The 14,700-nt window shown below is 29.0% G+C and carries 15 protein-coding genes; 12 read left to right on the top strand and 3 right to left on the bottom strand.

The features are described 5' to 3' along the window. Position 1: 1 nt before the first annotated feature. Both uvrB and IPH62_07655 read right to left on the bottom strand, forming a co-directional pair. On the bottom strand, positions 2–2,014 hold the full coding sequence (uvrB, locus tag IPH62_07650; protein ID MBK7105141.1) for an excinuclease ABC subunit UvrB: 2,013 nt from the start codon (positions 2,012–2,014) through the stop codon (positions 2–4). A gap of 73 nt (positions 2,015–2,087) precedes the next feature. After that, a complete protein-coding gene (locus tag IPH62_07655; GenBank protein MBK7105142.1) occupies positions 2,088–2,735 on the bottom strand; it encodes a DUF2807 domain-containing protein in 648 nt (215 codons plus the stop codon). A gap of 157 nt (positions 2,736–2,892) precedes the next feature. Here IPH62_07655 and IPH62_07660 point away from each other — a divergent pair, with 157 nt between their 5' ends. From IPH62_07660 to IPH62_07715, 12 genes are all read left to right on the top strand, one after another. Continuing rightward, complete coding sequence (locus tag IPH62_07660; protein ID MBK7105143.1) at positions 2,893–3,621, top strand: esterase family protein; 729 nt, start codon at positions 2,893–2,895, stop codon at positions 3,619–3,621. Positions 3,622–3,859: 238 nt separating this feature from the next. Further along, positions 3,860–4,726 (top strand): ATP phosphoribosyltransferase, encoded by an 867-nt coding sequence (locus tag IPH62_07665; protein MBK7105144.1) that lies wholly within the window; start codon positions 3,860–3,862, stop codon positions 4,724–4,726. A 144-nt stretch (positions 4,727–4,870) separates the two neighbouring features. Further along, positions 4,871–6,154: a histidinol dehydrogenase gene (gene hisD, locus IPH62_07670; GenBank protein MBK7105145.1), complete on the top strand. Its 1,284-nt coding sequence runs from the start codon at positions 4,871–4,873 to the stop codon at positions 6,152–6,154. Beyond that, the gene (gene hisC / locus IPH62_07675) at positions 6,151–7,197 is read left to right on the top strand and encodes a histidinol-phosphate transaminase (protein ID MBK7105146.1); all 1,047 of its coding nucleotides are present in this window, start codon (positions 6,151–6,153) and stop codon (positions 7,195–7,197) included. Before hisD ends, hisC begins: the two co-directional genes overlap by 4 nt. Then, positions 7,194–7,796, top strand: coding sequence for an imidazoleglycerol-phosphate dehydratase HisB (hisB, locus tag IPH62_07680; GenBank protein MBK7105147.1), 603 nt, complete (start codon positions 7,194–7,196; stop codon positions 7,794–7,796). The genes hisC and hisB overlap by 4 nt, the downstream gene beginning before the upstream one ends. After that, entirely contained in the window at positions 7,793–8,380 is a 588-nt protein-coding gene (hisH, locus tag IPH62_07685) for an imidazole glycerol phosphate synthase subunit HisH (GenBank protein ID MBK7105148.1), read from the top strand. Before hisB ends, hisH begins: the two co-directional genes overlap by 4 nt. Further along, on the top strand, positions 8,374–9,093 hold the full coding sequence (gene hisA, locus IPH62_07690; protein MBK7105149.1) for a 1-(5-phosphoribosyl)-5-[(5-phosphoribosylamino)methylideneamino]imidazole-4-carboxamide isomerase: 720 nt from the start codon (positions 8,374–8,376) through the stop codon (positions 9,091–9,093). The genes hisH and hisA overlap by 7 nt, the downstream gene beginning before the upstream one ends. After that, a complete protein-coding gene (gene hisF / locus IPH62_07695) occupies positions 9,083–9,838 on the top strand; it encodes an imidazole glycerol phosphate synthase subunit HisF (protein ID MBK7105150.1) in 756 nt (251 codons plus the stop codon). Before hisA ends, hisF begins: the two co-directional genes overlap by 11 nt. After that, positions 9,835–10,449 carry a bifunctional phosphoribosyl-AMP cyclohydrolase/phosphoribosyl-ATP diphosphatase HisIE gene (locus IPH62_07700; GenBank protein ID MBK7105151.1) on the top strand — a complete coding sequence of 205 codons (615 nt, stop codon included), beginning with the start codon at positions 9,835–9,837 and terminating at the stop codon, positions 10,447–10,449. Before hisF ends, IPH62_07700 begins: the two co-directional genes overlap by 4 nt. A 90-nt stretch (positions 10,450–10,539) precedes the next feature. Further along, complete coding sequence (locus IPH62_07705) at positions 10,540–10,962, top strand: SufE family protein (protein ID MBK7105152.1); 423 nt, start codon at positions 10,540–10,542, stop codon at positions 10,960–10,962. 1 nt (position 10,963) lies between these two features. Further along, entirely contained in the window at positions 10,964–11,827 is an 864-nt protein-coding gene (locus tag IPH62_07710; GenBank protein MBK7105153.1) for a hypothetical protein, read from the top strand. Between the two features lie 54 nt (positions 11,828–11,881). After that, entirely contained in the window at positions 11,882–13,315 is a 1,434-nt protein-coding gene (locus IPH62_07715; GenBank protein MBK7105154.1) for a hypothetical protein, read from the top strand. Positions 13,316–13,329: 14 nt separating this feature from the next. Here the strand turns inward: IPH62_07715 and IPH62_07720 are convergent, their stop codons facing one another. Beyond that, positions 13,330–14,511, bottom strand: a complete 1,182-nt coding sequence (locus tag IPH62_07720) for an MFS transporter (protein ID MBK7105155.1) — start codon at positions 14,509–14,511, stop codon at positions 13,330–13,332. Between the last annotated feature and the right edge of the window lie 189 nt (positions 14,512–14,700).

The raw sequence follows: 14,700 nt of genomic DNA on the forward strand, positions 1-14,700 counted from the left end.
TTTATTTAATCATTTTTCTAAGTTTTTCAATTTCATCACGTAATCCTGCGGCTTTTTCAAATTCCAAATCTTTAGCTGCGTTTAACATTTCTTCTTCAAGTTGTTCAATTAAATCTTTTTTCTGATCATTTGTCATATATTTTAAAACCGGTTCCGCAACTTTTGCAAACGCTGCTTCTTTTCCCGGTTCTTTTTTTCTTAATTCTGCAATTGAAGTTGAATTTAAAATGTCTTCTCTGCTTTTATATATTGTTTTAGGAGTAATATTATTTTCCTTATTATATTCAAGTTGAAGTTTTCTTCTTCGGTTAGTTTCTTTTATTGTTTTTGCCATTGAATTTGTAATAACATCGGCATACATAATTACTCTTCCGTTCACATTTCTTGCAGTTCTTCCGGCAGTTTGCATTAACGAGCGTTCACTTCTCAAAAATCCTTCCTTATCTGCATCAATAATTGCAACAAGTGAAACTTCTGGTAAATCCAAGCCTTCTCTTAATAAATTTACTCCGACCAAAACATCAAAATCGCCAATTCTTAAATCACGAATTATTTCCACTCTTTCCAATGCATCTATATCGCTGTGGATATATCGAACTTTTATATTTATTTTATCTAAATAATCTGTTAAATCCTCAGCCATTTTTTTTGTTAAAGTCGTAACTAACACACGTTCACCCATTATTGAGCGATTTCGAATTTCACCGATTAGATCATCGATTTGACCTTTAATTGGTCTAACTTCAATTTCCGGGTCTAAAAGTCCGGTTGGACGAATAATTTGCTCAATAAACGCACCGCCGGTTTTTGTCATTTCATAATCACCTGGAGTTGCGCTTACGTAAATAATTTGGTTAGTTAAATTCTCAAATTCTTCAAACTTCAGTGGTCTATTATCAAGTGCAGATGGTAAACGAAAACCAAATTCAACTAAAGTTTCTTTTCTGGATTTATCCCCCAAATACATTCCTCTAATTTGCGAAACCGTTACGTGAGATTCATCAATTATTAGAAGATAATCTTTCGGAAAATAATCAAATAAACAAGAAGGACGTGAACCCGGAGGTCTTGCATCCATATGTCTGGAATAATTTTCCACTCCGGCACAATATCCAATTTCCCTCATCATTTCAATATCATAACGAGTTCTTTGCTCAATTCTTTGAGCTTCAAGATATTTTTCTTCTGCCCAATAATACTTTAATCTTTCTTTTAATTCTTCATCAATTGTTTTAATTGCGTTGGTAACTTGACTTTTTGTTGTTACAAAATATTTTGCGGGATAAACCGGAATTGAATCGACTTCTTTTATAAAATCTCCGGTTATTGCATCAATTAAAGAAATTTTTTCTATTTCGTCATCCCAAAATTCAATGCGAATTGCTTCTTCATATTGATATGCTGGAATTATTTCTACAACATCACCTCTTGCTCGAAAAGTTCCGCGTGTAAATTCTATATCATTTCTTACATAATAAATATCTATTAAAGAACGCAGAAGTTTTTTTCGCTCAATAATTTCACCTTTTTTCAAAAATATAATTTGCTGAGCATATTGATCCGGCGCTCCGATACCATAAATACAACTTACGCTTGCAATAATTATTACATCATTTCTTCCTTCAATTAATGAAGTTGTGGCTTTTAATCTGAGTCGATCAATTTCTTCGTTTACGGAAAAATCTTTTTCAATATATAAATCGCGTTTTACAACATAAGCTTCCGGCTGATAATAATCATAGTAACTGATGAAAAATTCAACGGCATTATTTGGGAAAAAAGATTTAAACTCAGAATACAATTGTGCGGCTAAAGTTTTATTATGCGAAATTATTAATGTTGGTTTATTAATATTTGCAATAACATTTGAGATTGTATACGTTTTTCCGCTTCCGGTAACGCCAAGCAAAACTTGATGTTTTTCACCGGAAATAATTCCTTCCGTAAGTTGTTTAATTGCTTCGGGCTGATCTCCGGAAGGTTTATATGAAGATACTAATTCAAACTTATTCATATCGGTTTAAAATAAAAATGTCATTTCAATATTTGAAGATAAATAAAATTGAAATGACATCAAGAAATAAAACTTACTTTTTATTTACTGCACCGCCTTTTGAAGTATCAATTGATATTTCTTCCGGATCACCGTAATAATCAACCGAACCGGAACCTTTAACTTTAGCTTTCAATAATTTTCTGGCATTCACTTCAGCTTTTCCATCGCCATAAAGATTAATTGTTGCATTTTTGGAAAGCAAATCTTTTGCTAAAAGTTTTCCTTCTCCATCCATTGTAACATTTAAGTAATCAACTTTTCCTTCAATTGTAATTTCACCTTCGCCATCGCTAGAAAGTTCAAAATCGTCGGTATTCAAACCTTTAACTTTTATATTACTTTTTCCTTCGGATTCCAATTCAACTAAATCGTGAGTTGAAATTTTAATTCTTACTTCTCTAAGATTTGTAATTTTTTCTTTCATTTTGATTGTCAATTTTTCATCATCGACTTTCGTTTCAATAAGCGGAATAATATTATCTTCCGCCTCAATTTTTAGATTGGAAATTTCACCACTTGTAATTTCGATATTAAAATTTCCGTCAACTTCAATTCTGCTAACGTAATCTAAAGTTCTTTCTTCTGTAACAGAATTTCCACTTCCCTTAACGCTTGATGAAAAACAGCCGGCTAAACTAATAGCAATAAGTATTAAGGCCAAAAGTATTTTAATTTTCATAGATTCCTCAAATCAGTTAAATTATTTATTTATAATATAATTAGAAATTCTAAAACATAATCAAACAAACTTATTTTTTACAAATATAAATTTAAAAAGTTGAATTTTCATTAAGTATGAAATAATTTTACAATTATTTAACATAAATTAAAATTATATGAAAAGAGAAATTCACAAGTGGTATAGCCCAAGTTTATTTAAGGAAATGGAAATTGCTGTTTATGGAAATTATGGAACTCCGTTATTAATGTTTCCAACAGCCGGCGCAGATTTTTTGGAATATGAAAGATTTCAATTAATTGATTCAATTTCTTGGTTCATAAATGAAGGAAAGTTTAAAGTTTTTTCAATAAATAGTATAAATAATGAATCTTGGCTGAATAATTCAATTTATCCGCCGCATAAATCATTGCGTCACGGGCAATATAATCAATATATAATTGAAGAAGTTGTTCCGTTTATTTATAATAATTGTAACGGAAAAGTTCCTATTATTACTACCGGAGCTTCGCTTGGAGCTTATCATGCAGCAAATACTTTTTTCCGAATTCCCGCAGTATTTAAAGGAACAATTGCAATGAGCGGAGTTTATGATTTAAAGTATTATGCCAAAGGTTATTATGATGATCATGTTTATTTTAATTCGCCGATAGATTTTTTACCAAATTCGTATGATGAAAATTATCTCAACCAAATGAGAAATAATATGGGAGTTGTAATTGCTTCTGGTCAGGGTGATTTTGAAGATCCAAATTCTTCTATAAAATTATCAAACATTTTAAATTCAAAAAATATTCCGCATTGGCTTGATCTTTGGGGATTTGATGTAAAACATGATTGGCCCACTTGGAGAAATATGCTTCCGTATTTTTTAAGTAAATTTTAATAAATACACTTTTATGAATAAAATTACATTTAAATATCTTTAAATTATTTTACAAATATTACTAAGTTGATTTTAAAATATTTATAGCTATTTTTGAAGCAATTATGAAAAACATTTCTTTAATAAATCATCATCACCATAACTTACAATTTGTGAGTGTCGGTGAAATTTAAATAAGATGTTAAAAATTTTATAAAAGAACCCCGACAAATGTTGGGGTTTTTTGTTTGAGGAAATTATGGCAGAAAATTTAAAGTTAGCAGTTCAGAAAAAAGGCAGATTGCATGAAAAATCAATGCAACTTTTGAAAAGTTGCGGAATTGATATAGAAAATTTTCAAGATAGATTATTTGTAACTGCATCAAATTTTAATTTGGATATTCTTTTCTTGCGAGATGATGATATTCCGGAATATGTTCAAGATAACGTTGCGCATATTGGAATTGTTGGAGAAAATGTTTTACTTGAAAAAGGATTAAATGTTGAACTCGTGAAAAAATTGGGTTTTGGAAAATGCTCATTATCGTTGGGAATTCCGGAAAAGGAAGAATTAAAAAGTATAAATGATTTGGAAAATAAAACTATCGCAACTTCATATCCAAATATTTTAAATAACTTTTTAGATGAAAATAAAATTTCGGCAAAAGTAATTCAGATTAGCGGTTCTGTAGAAATTGCTCCAACTCTTGGAATTGCTGATTTTATTTGCGATTTGGTTTCTACCGGAAATACTTTGAAATTGAATAAACTAAAAAAATCATTCAAAGTTTTAGATTCTCAAGCAGTTTTAATAAAAAGTAAAAAGTTAGAAAATGATTTTGAACTAAATGATATTTTTAACAAACTGTTGGTACGAATAGAATCTTCACTAAATGCAAGAAATTCAAAATACATAATGATGAACGTACCAAAAGATTCTTTAGAACGGATTATAAAAATAATTCCTTCGTTAAAAAGCCCAACAATTTTACCGCTTTCTGATGAAGGACTTTACGCAGTTCATGCAGTAATTAAGGAAGATAAATTTTGGGAAATTACCGAAGATTTAAAACAAGCCGGTGCTTCTGGAATTTTATCATTACCAATTGAGAATATAATTTTGTAATTGTGCATTCGTCATTACGAGGAACTTATTCCGAAGCAATCTAAATAGATTTTGAGATTGCTTCACTTCGTTCGCAATGACTGAAAATTTTAAGTTGTCATTTCCGAAGACTTTTCTCGGAAATCCAGAAAACAAAAATTAAATATGAAAACAATAATATTTAATAAACTAACTCAAAATCAAAAAACAAAACTTTTGCAACGTCCATCAATTGATATGTCAAAAACGTATCAAATTGTTCAGCCAATTTTGGATGATATAAAAAAGAACGGAGTTAAAAGTGTTTTAAGTTATGCAAAAAAGTTTGATGGGTTTTCCGGAAAAAATATAAAAGTTACCGAAAGTGAATTTATCCAAAATGAAAAGTTAGTTTCAAATGAATTTAAAAAAGCAGTAAAAATTGCGGTAAAAAATATTACTAAATTTCACAAATTTCAATTTCCTAAAAAATATTCTATCGAAACTATGAAAGGAATAAATTGCTCACGAGAATTTAGAGCGATTGAAAATGTTGGACTATACATTCCCGGCGGAACCGCAATACTTCCATCAACATTGATGATGCTGGCAATTCCAGCAAAAATTGCCGGATGTAAAAGAATAGTAGTTTGTTCTCCGACAAATAAAAATATTACCGCTGAAGTTTTGTATGTTGCAAAATTTTTAGGAATAAATGAATTCTACAAAGTTGGCGGAGCTCAATCAATTGGATTAATGGCTTATGGTACAAATCAAATTAAGAAAGTTGATAAAATATTTGGTCCCGGAAATCAGTTTGTTGCAGCGGCTAAAGCGCTTGTCAGTATTGATCCAAACGGATGTGCAATTGATATGATTGCTGGTCCAAGTGAAGTTTTAGTTATTGCTGATGAATCTGCAAATCCCAAATTTATCGCATCGGATTTACTTTCCCAAGCAGAGCATGGAAATGATTCTCAAGTAATTCTTTGCACAACAAGTAAAAATTTTGGCAAAAAAGTTATTGATGAAATAAATATTCAAACTGAAAAACTTGAGCGAAAAGAATTTGTAAAAAAATCATTAGAAAATTCATTTGTAATTATTTTTGAAAATTTAAGCGAAGCAATTGAATTTAGTAATTTATATGCACCGGAACATCTAATTCTAAATTTTAAAAATGCAAAAACAAAATTATCAAAAATTAAAAACGCTGGTTCTGTATTTGTCGGACAGTATTCACCGGAAAGTGTTGGAGATTATGCATCCGGAACAAATCATTCACTTCCAACATATGGATATGCAAAATCAATTGGCGGAGTTTCTGTTGAACAATTTATGAAGGGAATTACATTTCAAGAATTGAGCAAAGACGGATTAAAAAATATTTCACAAACAGTAATTGAATTAGCTAATGCAGAAAAATTGCAAGCTCACGCAAATGCAGTAAAAATAAGGCTGGAACAATGATTGAAAAATTGGTAAGAAAAAATATTTTAAATTTAAAACCATATACTTCTGCGAGAGATTCTTTTCAAGAAGGAATTTTACTTGATGCAAATGAAAACAGTTTAGGAAGTGTAATTGAAGATGAACACAATTTGCAATTGAATAGATATCCCGATCCGGCACAAAATAAATTACGGGAAAAACTTTCTAAATATCTAAATGTTTCTGCAAAGAATTTATTTTTCGGCGTTGGCTCTGATGAAATAATAGATTTGCTAATAAGAATATTTTGCAAACCGAAAAAGGATTCGGTTTTAATTCCGGAGCCGACTTACGGAATGTACAAAGTTGCATGTGATGTTAATGATGTTGAAACTATTTCAATTCCTCTTGATAAAAAATTTCAAGTTGAAGTAAAAACAACTTTAGGTGCCATTCAAAAAAATACAAAAATAATTTTTCTATGTTCACCAAATAATCCAACTGCAAATTTACTTTCAAAAAATAATGTTTTAGAAATTGTAAATAAATTTAATGGAATTGTTGTAATTGATGAAGCCTACATTGACTTTAATGAAAATCAATCATTCATAGACGAGTTTAAAAAAAATAAAAATTTAGTAATTATAAGAACATTTTCAAAAGCATGGGGTTTGGCTGGAATACGTTGTGGATATTCAGTTGCTGATGAATTTATTACAAACTTATTATTTAAAATTAAAGCGCCATATAATCTGAATAAATTAACCGCAAATGCAATTTTGGATGCTTTATCAAACGTAAAACAGAAAAACTATTTTGTAAAAAAGTTAAATTCAGAAAAAGAAAAATTAGTTATTGAATTAAAGAAAATTAAACAAGTTCAAAAAGTTTATCCAAGTGATGCAAATTTTATATTATTCAAAATTAAAAACGCAACTGATGTTTATAATAAATTAGCTGCTAAAGGTGTGATAATTAGAAACAGAAGCAATCAATTTAACTTAGAAAATTGTTTGCGTATTTCAATTGGTACGCCAAAAGAAAACAAAATATTTTTAGCAAAACTAAAAGAAATATTATGAGAAAGAAAATTATAATTCAACGAAAGGCAGAAGCAATTCGTGAAACAAAAGAAACAAAAATAAATATCTCTGTAAATATTGATGGAACCGGTGAATCAAAGATCAATACCGGAATTGGATTCTTTGATCACATGCTTGAACAAATTGCAAAGCATGGAAATATTGATTTGGATATTCATGTCGATGGAGATTTACATGTTGATGAACACCACACAGTTGAAGATGTTGGAATTACTTTAGGTGAAGTTTTACTAAAAGCACTTAGAGATAAAAAAGGAATTCAACGTTATGGGTATTATGTGCCGATGGATGAATCAATTGCACTTTGTGTAATAGATTTGGGAGGACGTTTTTATCTAAAATTTAAAGCAAACTTCGAAAGAGAATTAGTTGGAGAGTTTCCTACAGAATTAGTTGAAGAATTTTTTAGAGGTTTGGCAAGCGGATTAAAAGCAAATATTTACATAAAAGTAAAAGGTAAAAATGATCATCATAAAATAGAGGCAATGTTTAAATCTTTTGCGAAAGCCTTAAATGAGGCTTGCAGATTAGACGAACGTAATAATGGAAGAATTCCATCCACAAAAGGAATTATATGATTGCATTAATTGATTACGGTGCTGGGAATTTAAAATCAGTTGCGAATGCTTTAGATGATCTCAATGCAGAATATATAATCACAGATAATAGTGAAGAAATAAATTCAGCTGAAAAAATTATTTTCCCTGGAGTTGGTGAAGCAACTTCAGCAATGATTAAACTAAAAGAGAAAAATATAGTTGAATCAATAAAATCAACTCAGAAACCGCTTTTGGGAATTTGTCTTGGAATGCAATTGCTAGCAACTTTTTCTGAAGAAAGAAATACAAAATGTTTAGATGTTATAAAAGTTGTAGTCAAACAATTTGATTCATCAAAAGTTAAAGTTCCTCATATGGGATGGAATAAAGTTGAATATAAAAATCAAAATAAACTTTTTACAAAAATTGAAAACGGTGCAACATTTTATTTTGCTAATTCATATTACGTTCCAATTACAGAATATACTATTGCATCAACTGAATATGATATTGTTTTTAGTTCTTCAATTAATAAAAATAATTTTTACGGAGTTCAATTTCATCCCGAAAAATCGGGTGAAATTGGGCTACAATTATTAAAAAACTTTATTGAATTATGTTAAAAATTCCGGCAATAGATATAATAGATGGAAAAGTTGTTCGGCTTTCAAAAGGAGAATACAATTCGATTGTAAGCTATAGTAAAACTCCGCTTGAGCAAGCTAAAATATATGATGTGCTTGGTTTTGAGTGGCTTCATATGGTTGATCTTTCCGGATCAAAAGATGGAAAAATAAATACTCAAAAAATAATTGAAGAAATTAAAAATAAAACAAATCTAAAAATTGAGTTTGGTGGTGGAATAAGAACAAAGAAAGATGTTGTTGAATTAAACAAATTTGGGGTTGATGGAATAATTATTGGCTCTCTTTCCATTATTGATAAAAAAGAGTTTGAGTCAATATTTACTGAAGTGATTCCAGATAAAATTATTATTGCTTCTGATGTTTTAGATTATCAAATTAGAATTAAAGGATGGACAGAAAACTCAAATGTTAATCTTTTTGACCACATTGAATATTGCAACAAATTGGGAATTGATAACTATTTATGCACCGATATTGCCGTTGATGGAATGTTAACCGGACCAAATTACAATTTATATAAATCAATTCTTGCGAAGTATCCAAAGATAAAATTAACAGCTTCCGGTGGAGTGAGCAGTATTCATGATATAATAAAATTAGCTGAATTACCAATTAGGGGAGTTGTAATTGGTAAAGCTATTTATGAAAATAAAATAAATTTAGAGGAGTTGGCAAAACTTGCTGTGTAAAAGAATTATCCCATGTTTAGATGTAAAAGATGGAATTGTTGTAAAGGGAACAAACTTTATTAATCTTCGTGAAGCCGGCTCTGCAGTTGAGCTTGCGCAGCGTTATTATAGTGAAGGCGCAGATGAATTAGTATTTTTAGATATTACTGCAACTTTAGAAAGAAGAAAAACTTTAGTTGAACTTGTTGAAGAAGTTTCGAAAGTTATTAGGATACCTTTTACAGTTGGAGGTGGAATATCTAAAATAGAAGATATTGAAAAATTACTAAATGCCGGTGCCGATAAAGTTTCGTTAAATTCATCAATTGTAAAAAATCCGAATTTAATATCGGAGGCATCTAAAAATTTTGGAAGCCAAGCAATTGTTGCGGCAATTGATTCTCGCACAATTGGAGATATTCATAAAGTTTATATAAAAGGCGGAACAGAAGAATCACAATTGGAAACAATTCCTTGGTGTAAAAAAGTTGAAGAACTTGGAGCTGGAGAAATTTTGCTTACTTCAATGAATAAAGACGGAACAAAATCCGGTTACGATATTGATTTACTCCAATATTTATCTAATGAATTGACTATACCAATTATTGCATCCGGCGGAGCGGGAACAAAGGAACATTTTCTTGAAGTATTTGAAAAAGCAAATGTTGATGCATGTTTAGCGGCAAGTTTATTTCATTATAAAGAATTAGAAATAGCAGATTTAAAAAATTATTTACATCAAAATAATATAAATGTAAGAATATGATAAACATTGGAAATATTGATTTTTCAAAACTTGATGGATTAGTTCCCGCAATCGTAATTGATGAAATAACTAATCAAGTTTTAATGCTCGGATTTATGAATAACGATGCATTAACTCAAACTATTGAAAAACAAAAAGTTGTTTTTTTTAGCAGAACAAAAAATAAACTTTGGCTTAAAGGTGAAACATCCGGAAATTATTTAAATGTGGTTTCCATAAATTCCGATTGCGATAATGACACATTACTTATTTATGCAAAGCCAGATGGACCGACTTGTCATACCGGCTCGTATTCATGTTTTGCAGAAGTAGATAAAAATAACATTCAATTTTTAGATTATTTGTATAAATTAGTAAAAAGTAGAAAAGTTGAACTTCCGGAAAATTCTTATACTACAAAATTATTTCAGCAAGGACCAAACCGAATAATTCAAAAAGTTGGCGAAGAAGCAATAGAAACAGTAATCGCAGCGAAGAATAATGATAAGGAAGAAATAATTAATGAAGTATCAGATTTAATATTCCACTTATTTGTAATGTTAGCCGATCAAGGAATTGAGTTTTCCGAAATAATTTCAAATCTTCAAAAACGCCATTCTGATAAAAAATAATTATTTGGTTATATTTCAATTGAATCAATTTTTAAAATGATACGATCTTTTTAAAAGATCGTATCTTTAATATTTAATTAGGTTTTTCAAATGTCTGTAATTGATGAGCAAAATAAAATTGTAAAAGAATTTTCTGATCTAATAGAGTGGGAAGATAAATATTCATTATTAATTAAAATGGGTAAAGAACTTGGTGAGTTAGATCCGGAAATTAAAATTGATAAAAACAAAATATCCGGTTGTCAATCGCAAGTTTGGATGCATGCAAAATTGGAAAACGGTAAAATGCAAATTGTTGGCGATAGCGATGCGATGATTGTAAAAGGTTTAGTTGCACTTTTAATTAAAGTTTATTCAAATCAAAAACCGGAAGATATTCTTTCATCACCGCCAAAATTCCTAAATGAAATTGGAATTGATAAACATCTTTCTCCAACTCGTAAAAACGGTTTGGGAGCTATGTTAAAACAAATTCAATTATTTGCAATTGCATTTAAAACATTAGGTAAATAAGATGTTTAAAGTTATTGTAAGTTTAATATTTATTTTGTCCTCTTTAATTTATTCTCAAAATAATGAAATCGCGAAATACGGAAAAATTTTAAAATTCAAATCGTCTCACTCATCTTTTCCTCATAAAAACAGGCAAGGTGGATATACATATAAAAACACGCACTACAAAGCTGATGAACATTATAGTAATTCTGATGTAATGATTTTTATTCCAAATAATTTTACGATTAAAGATTCTGTTGATCTTGTTTTTTATTTTCATGGTTGGTATAATAATATTGATTCATCTATAACTCAATTCAATCTTATTGAACAGTTTTACCAAAGTAAAAAAAATGCAATTTTAGTTTTGCCGGAAACAGCAAAAAACTCTCCCGATTCATACGGAGGAAAATTAGAAGAGAAGGAAACATTTAGTGAATTAGTTGAAGATATAAATGAAGAATTGAATGATATATTTAATAATGAAATCAAAATTAGAAATATTACATTGGCAGGACACAGCGGAGCTTACAGAATAATTGCTTTTATTTTATTGAATGGTGGAATTACTAATAAAATTAATAATGTTTTTCTTTTTGATGCACTTTATAATGATGCTGAAAAATTTACTTATTGGTTAGACAATTATAATGGAAAATTCATAAATATTTATACCCAAAATGGTGGAACAAAATCGGAATCAGAAAATTTAATACTTTGTTTGGAAGGCTGGAAGCTTAATCATAAAGTAATTGATGACGATGATTTTGAACTTGATGATCTTAATCAAAGCAGAATTATTATAATTGAATCACAACTGGAACACAACGAAGTAATTCATACAAAAAATCAATTCCAAAAATTTCTTGAATCTTCTTTCTAAATAAATTGTATAAAATTTCAATAGTAATTTAGAAAAACTAAATGTCGGAATAAAATGTTAAAATCAATAATTATTCTATTGTTAATTTCAACAAATTTTTTTGCTAACGGAAAACCAACTGCAAATGATAAAAAAATCATTGAACTAAGTTTAAATTATCAATTTGATGAAGCTGATAAATTATTGAATGAACTTTTGAAAAGCTCAAATAATTTAAAATATCACTATCTCTATTTAAATGTGGAATTGGTAAAAATTATTAAAGCTACAGATGAAGCGCCGGTTAAGAATAGACAAAAAGTTAAAGAATCATTAAACGAAGAAATGATTAAATATTCCGAGAAAATAATTTCGCAATATGATGGCAAAGATTTATCAATTGATGACAAATTTTATTTTGGAAGTATTTATGGATTATTAGGAAGATTTTATGGAGTAAATAAATCTTGGATGTCGGCATTCAGTAATGGTAAAGAAGGAAAAAATATTTTGGAAGAAATAATTGAAATAGATCCAAATTATACTGACGCATATTTACTTTTGGGAATGATGAATTATTATGCAGATAGATTAAGCGGAGTTACAAAATTAATTACAAGCGTTTTGGGTTTATCCGGAGATAGAAAAACCGGATTAGAATATTTACATAAAGTTGATAGAAACGGTGTTTTAACCAATTGGCAAGCTACAATGATTCTTATTGAATTATATTCCAGACTAGAAAACAATAAATTTTCTTCGTTACCATTATTGGAAAAAATGCACAAAAATTTTCCAAACAATTCACATTTCACAAATTGGTATTGCTATGAACTAATGAATTTAGGCAATTTGAAAGAAGTTGAAAAATTAATTAATTCAGATAAAACCAATATTATATATGATGTTGTTAAAGCTCAATTTTTTCATTTAGCCGGAAATTATTCCAAATCAAATGAAATTCTAAATTTACTCTTTAAAGGAGAAGAAAGAATATTTCCATGGATTTATGAATATGCAAAATACATGCAAGTAGTAAATTTTAAAATGCTGAATGATTTTACATCTGAGAAAAAATATAAATTAGAATTAGAAGATGACTATGTTAAATATTATGGAAAATTATTTGATAGTAATGAACTCGGAAAAGATTTGCTAAAGTATAGAGAATTAATTCAGCTTGAAGATTTTAAAAATGCTGAATCAATAAAAATTAATTTATCAAAAAGTAAATTAACCAATTCCCAGAAAGCATTTTTAAGTTATTACGATGGTGTTGAAAGTTTCAAAAGAAAAAATATGCTGAATGCCGAAAAACATTTCATCAAATCCAAATCTCTTGATAAAGAAATTTTTGGAAATGATTGTATAACACATCTTATTCAAATTTATAAAACAACAAATGCCAATAAAAATAATGTTGAAAAATTAATTGATGAGATTAATGATTTGGATGACGAACGATTTGAATTAAGCGTTGAGGAATTAGAAGAGAAATATGATTTATAATGTGTTAAAAATGTTCAATTACTTTTTTTACTTTTTCTTAACTTTAGAAATAATAATGCAGAAACAATTCCGGAAACAAAAGTAAAAATCCATAAAACTTGAGAGCCGTAAATTTCATAAATTTTTGCACCGCTCCAAGGAGCAATAGTGAACGCTAAACTAAACATCATTTGATAAAAACCCATATATTCACCGCGTCTTTTTTCCGGAGAAATATCAGTTGCTAAAGATGCTGCAGCGGGAAAGAAAATCATTTCTCCAAAAGTCCAAATTATAATTGTGATTATTAGTCCATAAATATCATTTGTAAAAGCCATTCCGCCAAAGCCAATTGCCGTAAGAATGGAGCCCAAAGTTAAACCTTTCCAATCTTCCCATTTACTCATTAGTGAATTTAAAGGAACTTCAACAAAAATAATAATAACTGTGTTTATTGCTGTTAATAATCCGAAAGTTGCAGTTGTAAATTTTAATTGTTCAACAACAAACAAAGGCATTGAACTAAAATGCTGAAAGAAAACCATGACAACCGGCAATGAAGCAAATAAGAAAAACATGAATTGAAAATCCATCCAGACTTTTTTCTTATCCGAAATTTCAATTTCTTCTTCAATATTAATTTGTGGTTTTAAATCCCACTTTGCAAAAATTAAAAATATTCCCGCAGCAATTGAAGTAATTCCATCAACATAAAAAAGTAAATGAAAATCAATTGAACTTAATAATCCGCCAATAACCGGACCAATGCTCATTCCTAAATTAATTGTTAAACGATAAAGTGCGTAAGCCGGTTTTCTTTGTTCAACCGTAGCTTCGTTAGAAATAAATGCCATTCCAGCCGGACGAAAAGCTTCTGTAAATACAGCAAGAATTACACTTACAATACTTATAATTATGTAATCATCAAAAAGTGAGAAAACGAAAAATAATAATCCGGATGAAAGAAGAGAAAATTTCATCAGATTTAACGCACCCAATTTATCACTTAATTTTCCGGCGAACGGCGCAGAAATTAAAGCTCCGATTCCATAAAAAGTTATAACTAATCCGGCTTTGCTCGGAGTAACTCCAATTTCTTGAGTTAAATAAAGTGCAAGAAACGGAAATACCATTGTTCCGGTTCTATTAATTAAAGTTACGGCGCAGATAAGCCAAATATTTTTTGGCAAACCATTTAAACTTTTCCAGAGATTCATTAAAGTAGAATTATAAAAGTGAGTGATAATTTTAAGAAAATTAATTGATATTAGGAAAAAATCAATTTCAAAAAAAGTTGACTAAAATACTTTTGTAACCTTTTATAGATTTTGATCGTCTTAATTTATAAAAATACCAGTAATAAATTATTTAGACTCAGCAACGATAACAATGACGACACAATTTAA

The sequence above is a fragment of the Ignavibacteriota bacterium genome (assembly GCA_016708125.1).
Classification (GTDB): Bacteria; Bacteroidota; Ignavibacteria; order Ignavibacteriales; family Melioribacteraceae.

Coding starts and splice junctions, on each gene's coding strand:
- IPH62_07720 (MBK7105155.1), bottom strand. CDS start 14,511: ATGAATCTCTGGAAAAGTTTAAATGGTTTGCCAAAAAATATTTGGCTT.
- hisH (MBK7105148.1), top strand. CDS start 7,793: ATGATTGCATTAATTGATTACGGTGCTGGGAATTTAAAATCAGTTGCG.
- IPH62_07700 (MBK7105151.1), top strand. CDS start 9,835: ATGATAAACATTGGAAATATTGATTTTTCAAAACTTGATGGATTAGTT.
- IPH62_07710 (MBK7105153.1), top strand. CDS start 10,964: ATGTTTAAAGTTATTGTAAGTTTAATATTTATTTTGTCCTCTTTAATT.
- IPH62_07715 (MBK7105154.1), top strand. CDS start 11,882: ATGTTAAAATCAATAATTATTCTATTGTTAATTTCAACAAATTTTTTT.
- uvrB (MBK7105141.1), bottom strand. CDS start 2,014: ATGAATAAGTTTGAATTAGTATCTTCATATAAACCTTCCGGAGATCAG.
- IPH62_07660 (MBK7105143.1), top strand. CDS start 2,893: ATGAAAAGAGAAATTCACAAGTGGTATAGCCCAAGTTTATTTAAGGAA.
- hisD (MBK7105145.1), top strand. CDS start 4,871: ATGAAAACAATAATATTTAATAAACTAACTCAAAATCAAAAAACAAAA.
- IPH62_07705 (MBK7105152.1), top strand. CDS start 10,540: ATGTCTGTAATTGATGAGCAAAATAAAATTGTAAAAGAATTTTCTGAT.
- hisC (MBK7105146.1), top strand. CDS start 6,151: ATGATTGAAAAATTGGTAAGAAAAAATATTTTAAATTTAAAACCATAT.
- hisA (MBK7105149.1), top strand. CDS start 8,374: ATGTTAAAAATTCCGGCAATAGATATAATAGATGGAAAAGTTGTTCGG.
- IPH62_07665 (MBK7105144.1), top strand. CDS start 3,860: ATGGCAGAAAATTTAAAGTTAGCAGTTCAGAAAAAAGGCAGATTGCAT.
- IPH62_07655 (MBK7105142.1), bottom strand. CDS start 2,735: ATGAAAATTAAAATACTTTTGGCCTTAATACTTATTGCTATTAGTTTA.
- hisB (MBK7105147.1), top strand. CDS start 7,194: ATGAGAAAGAAAATTATAATTCAACGAAAGGCAGAAGCAATTCGTGAA.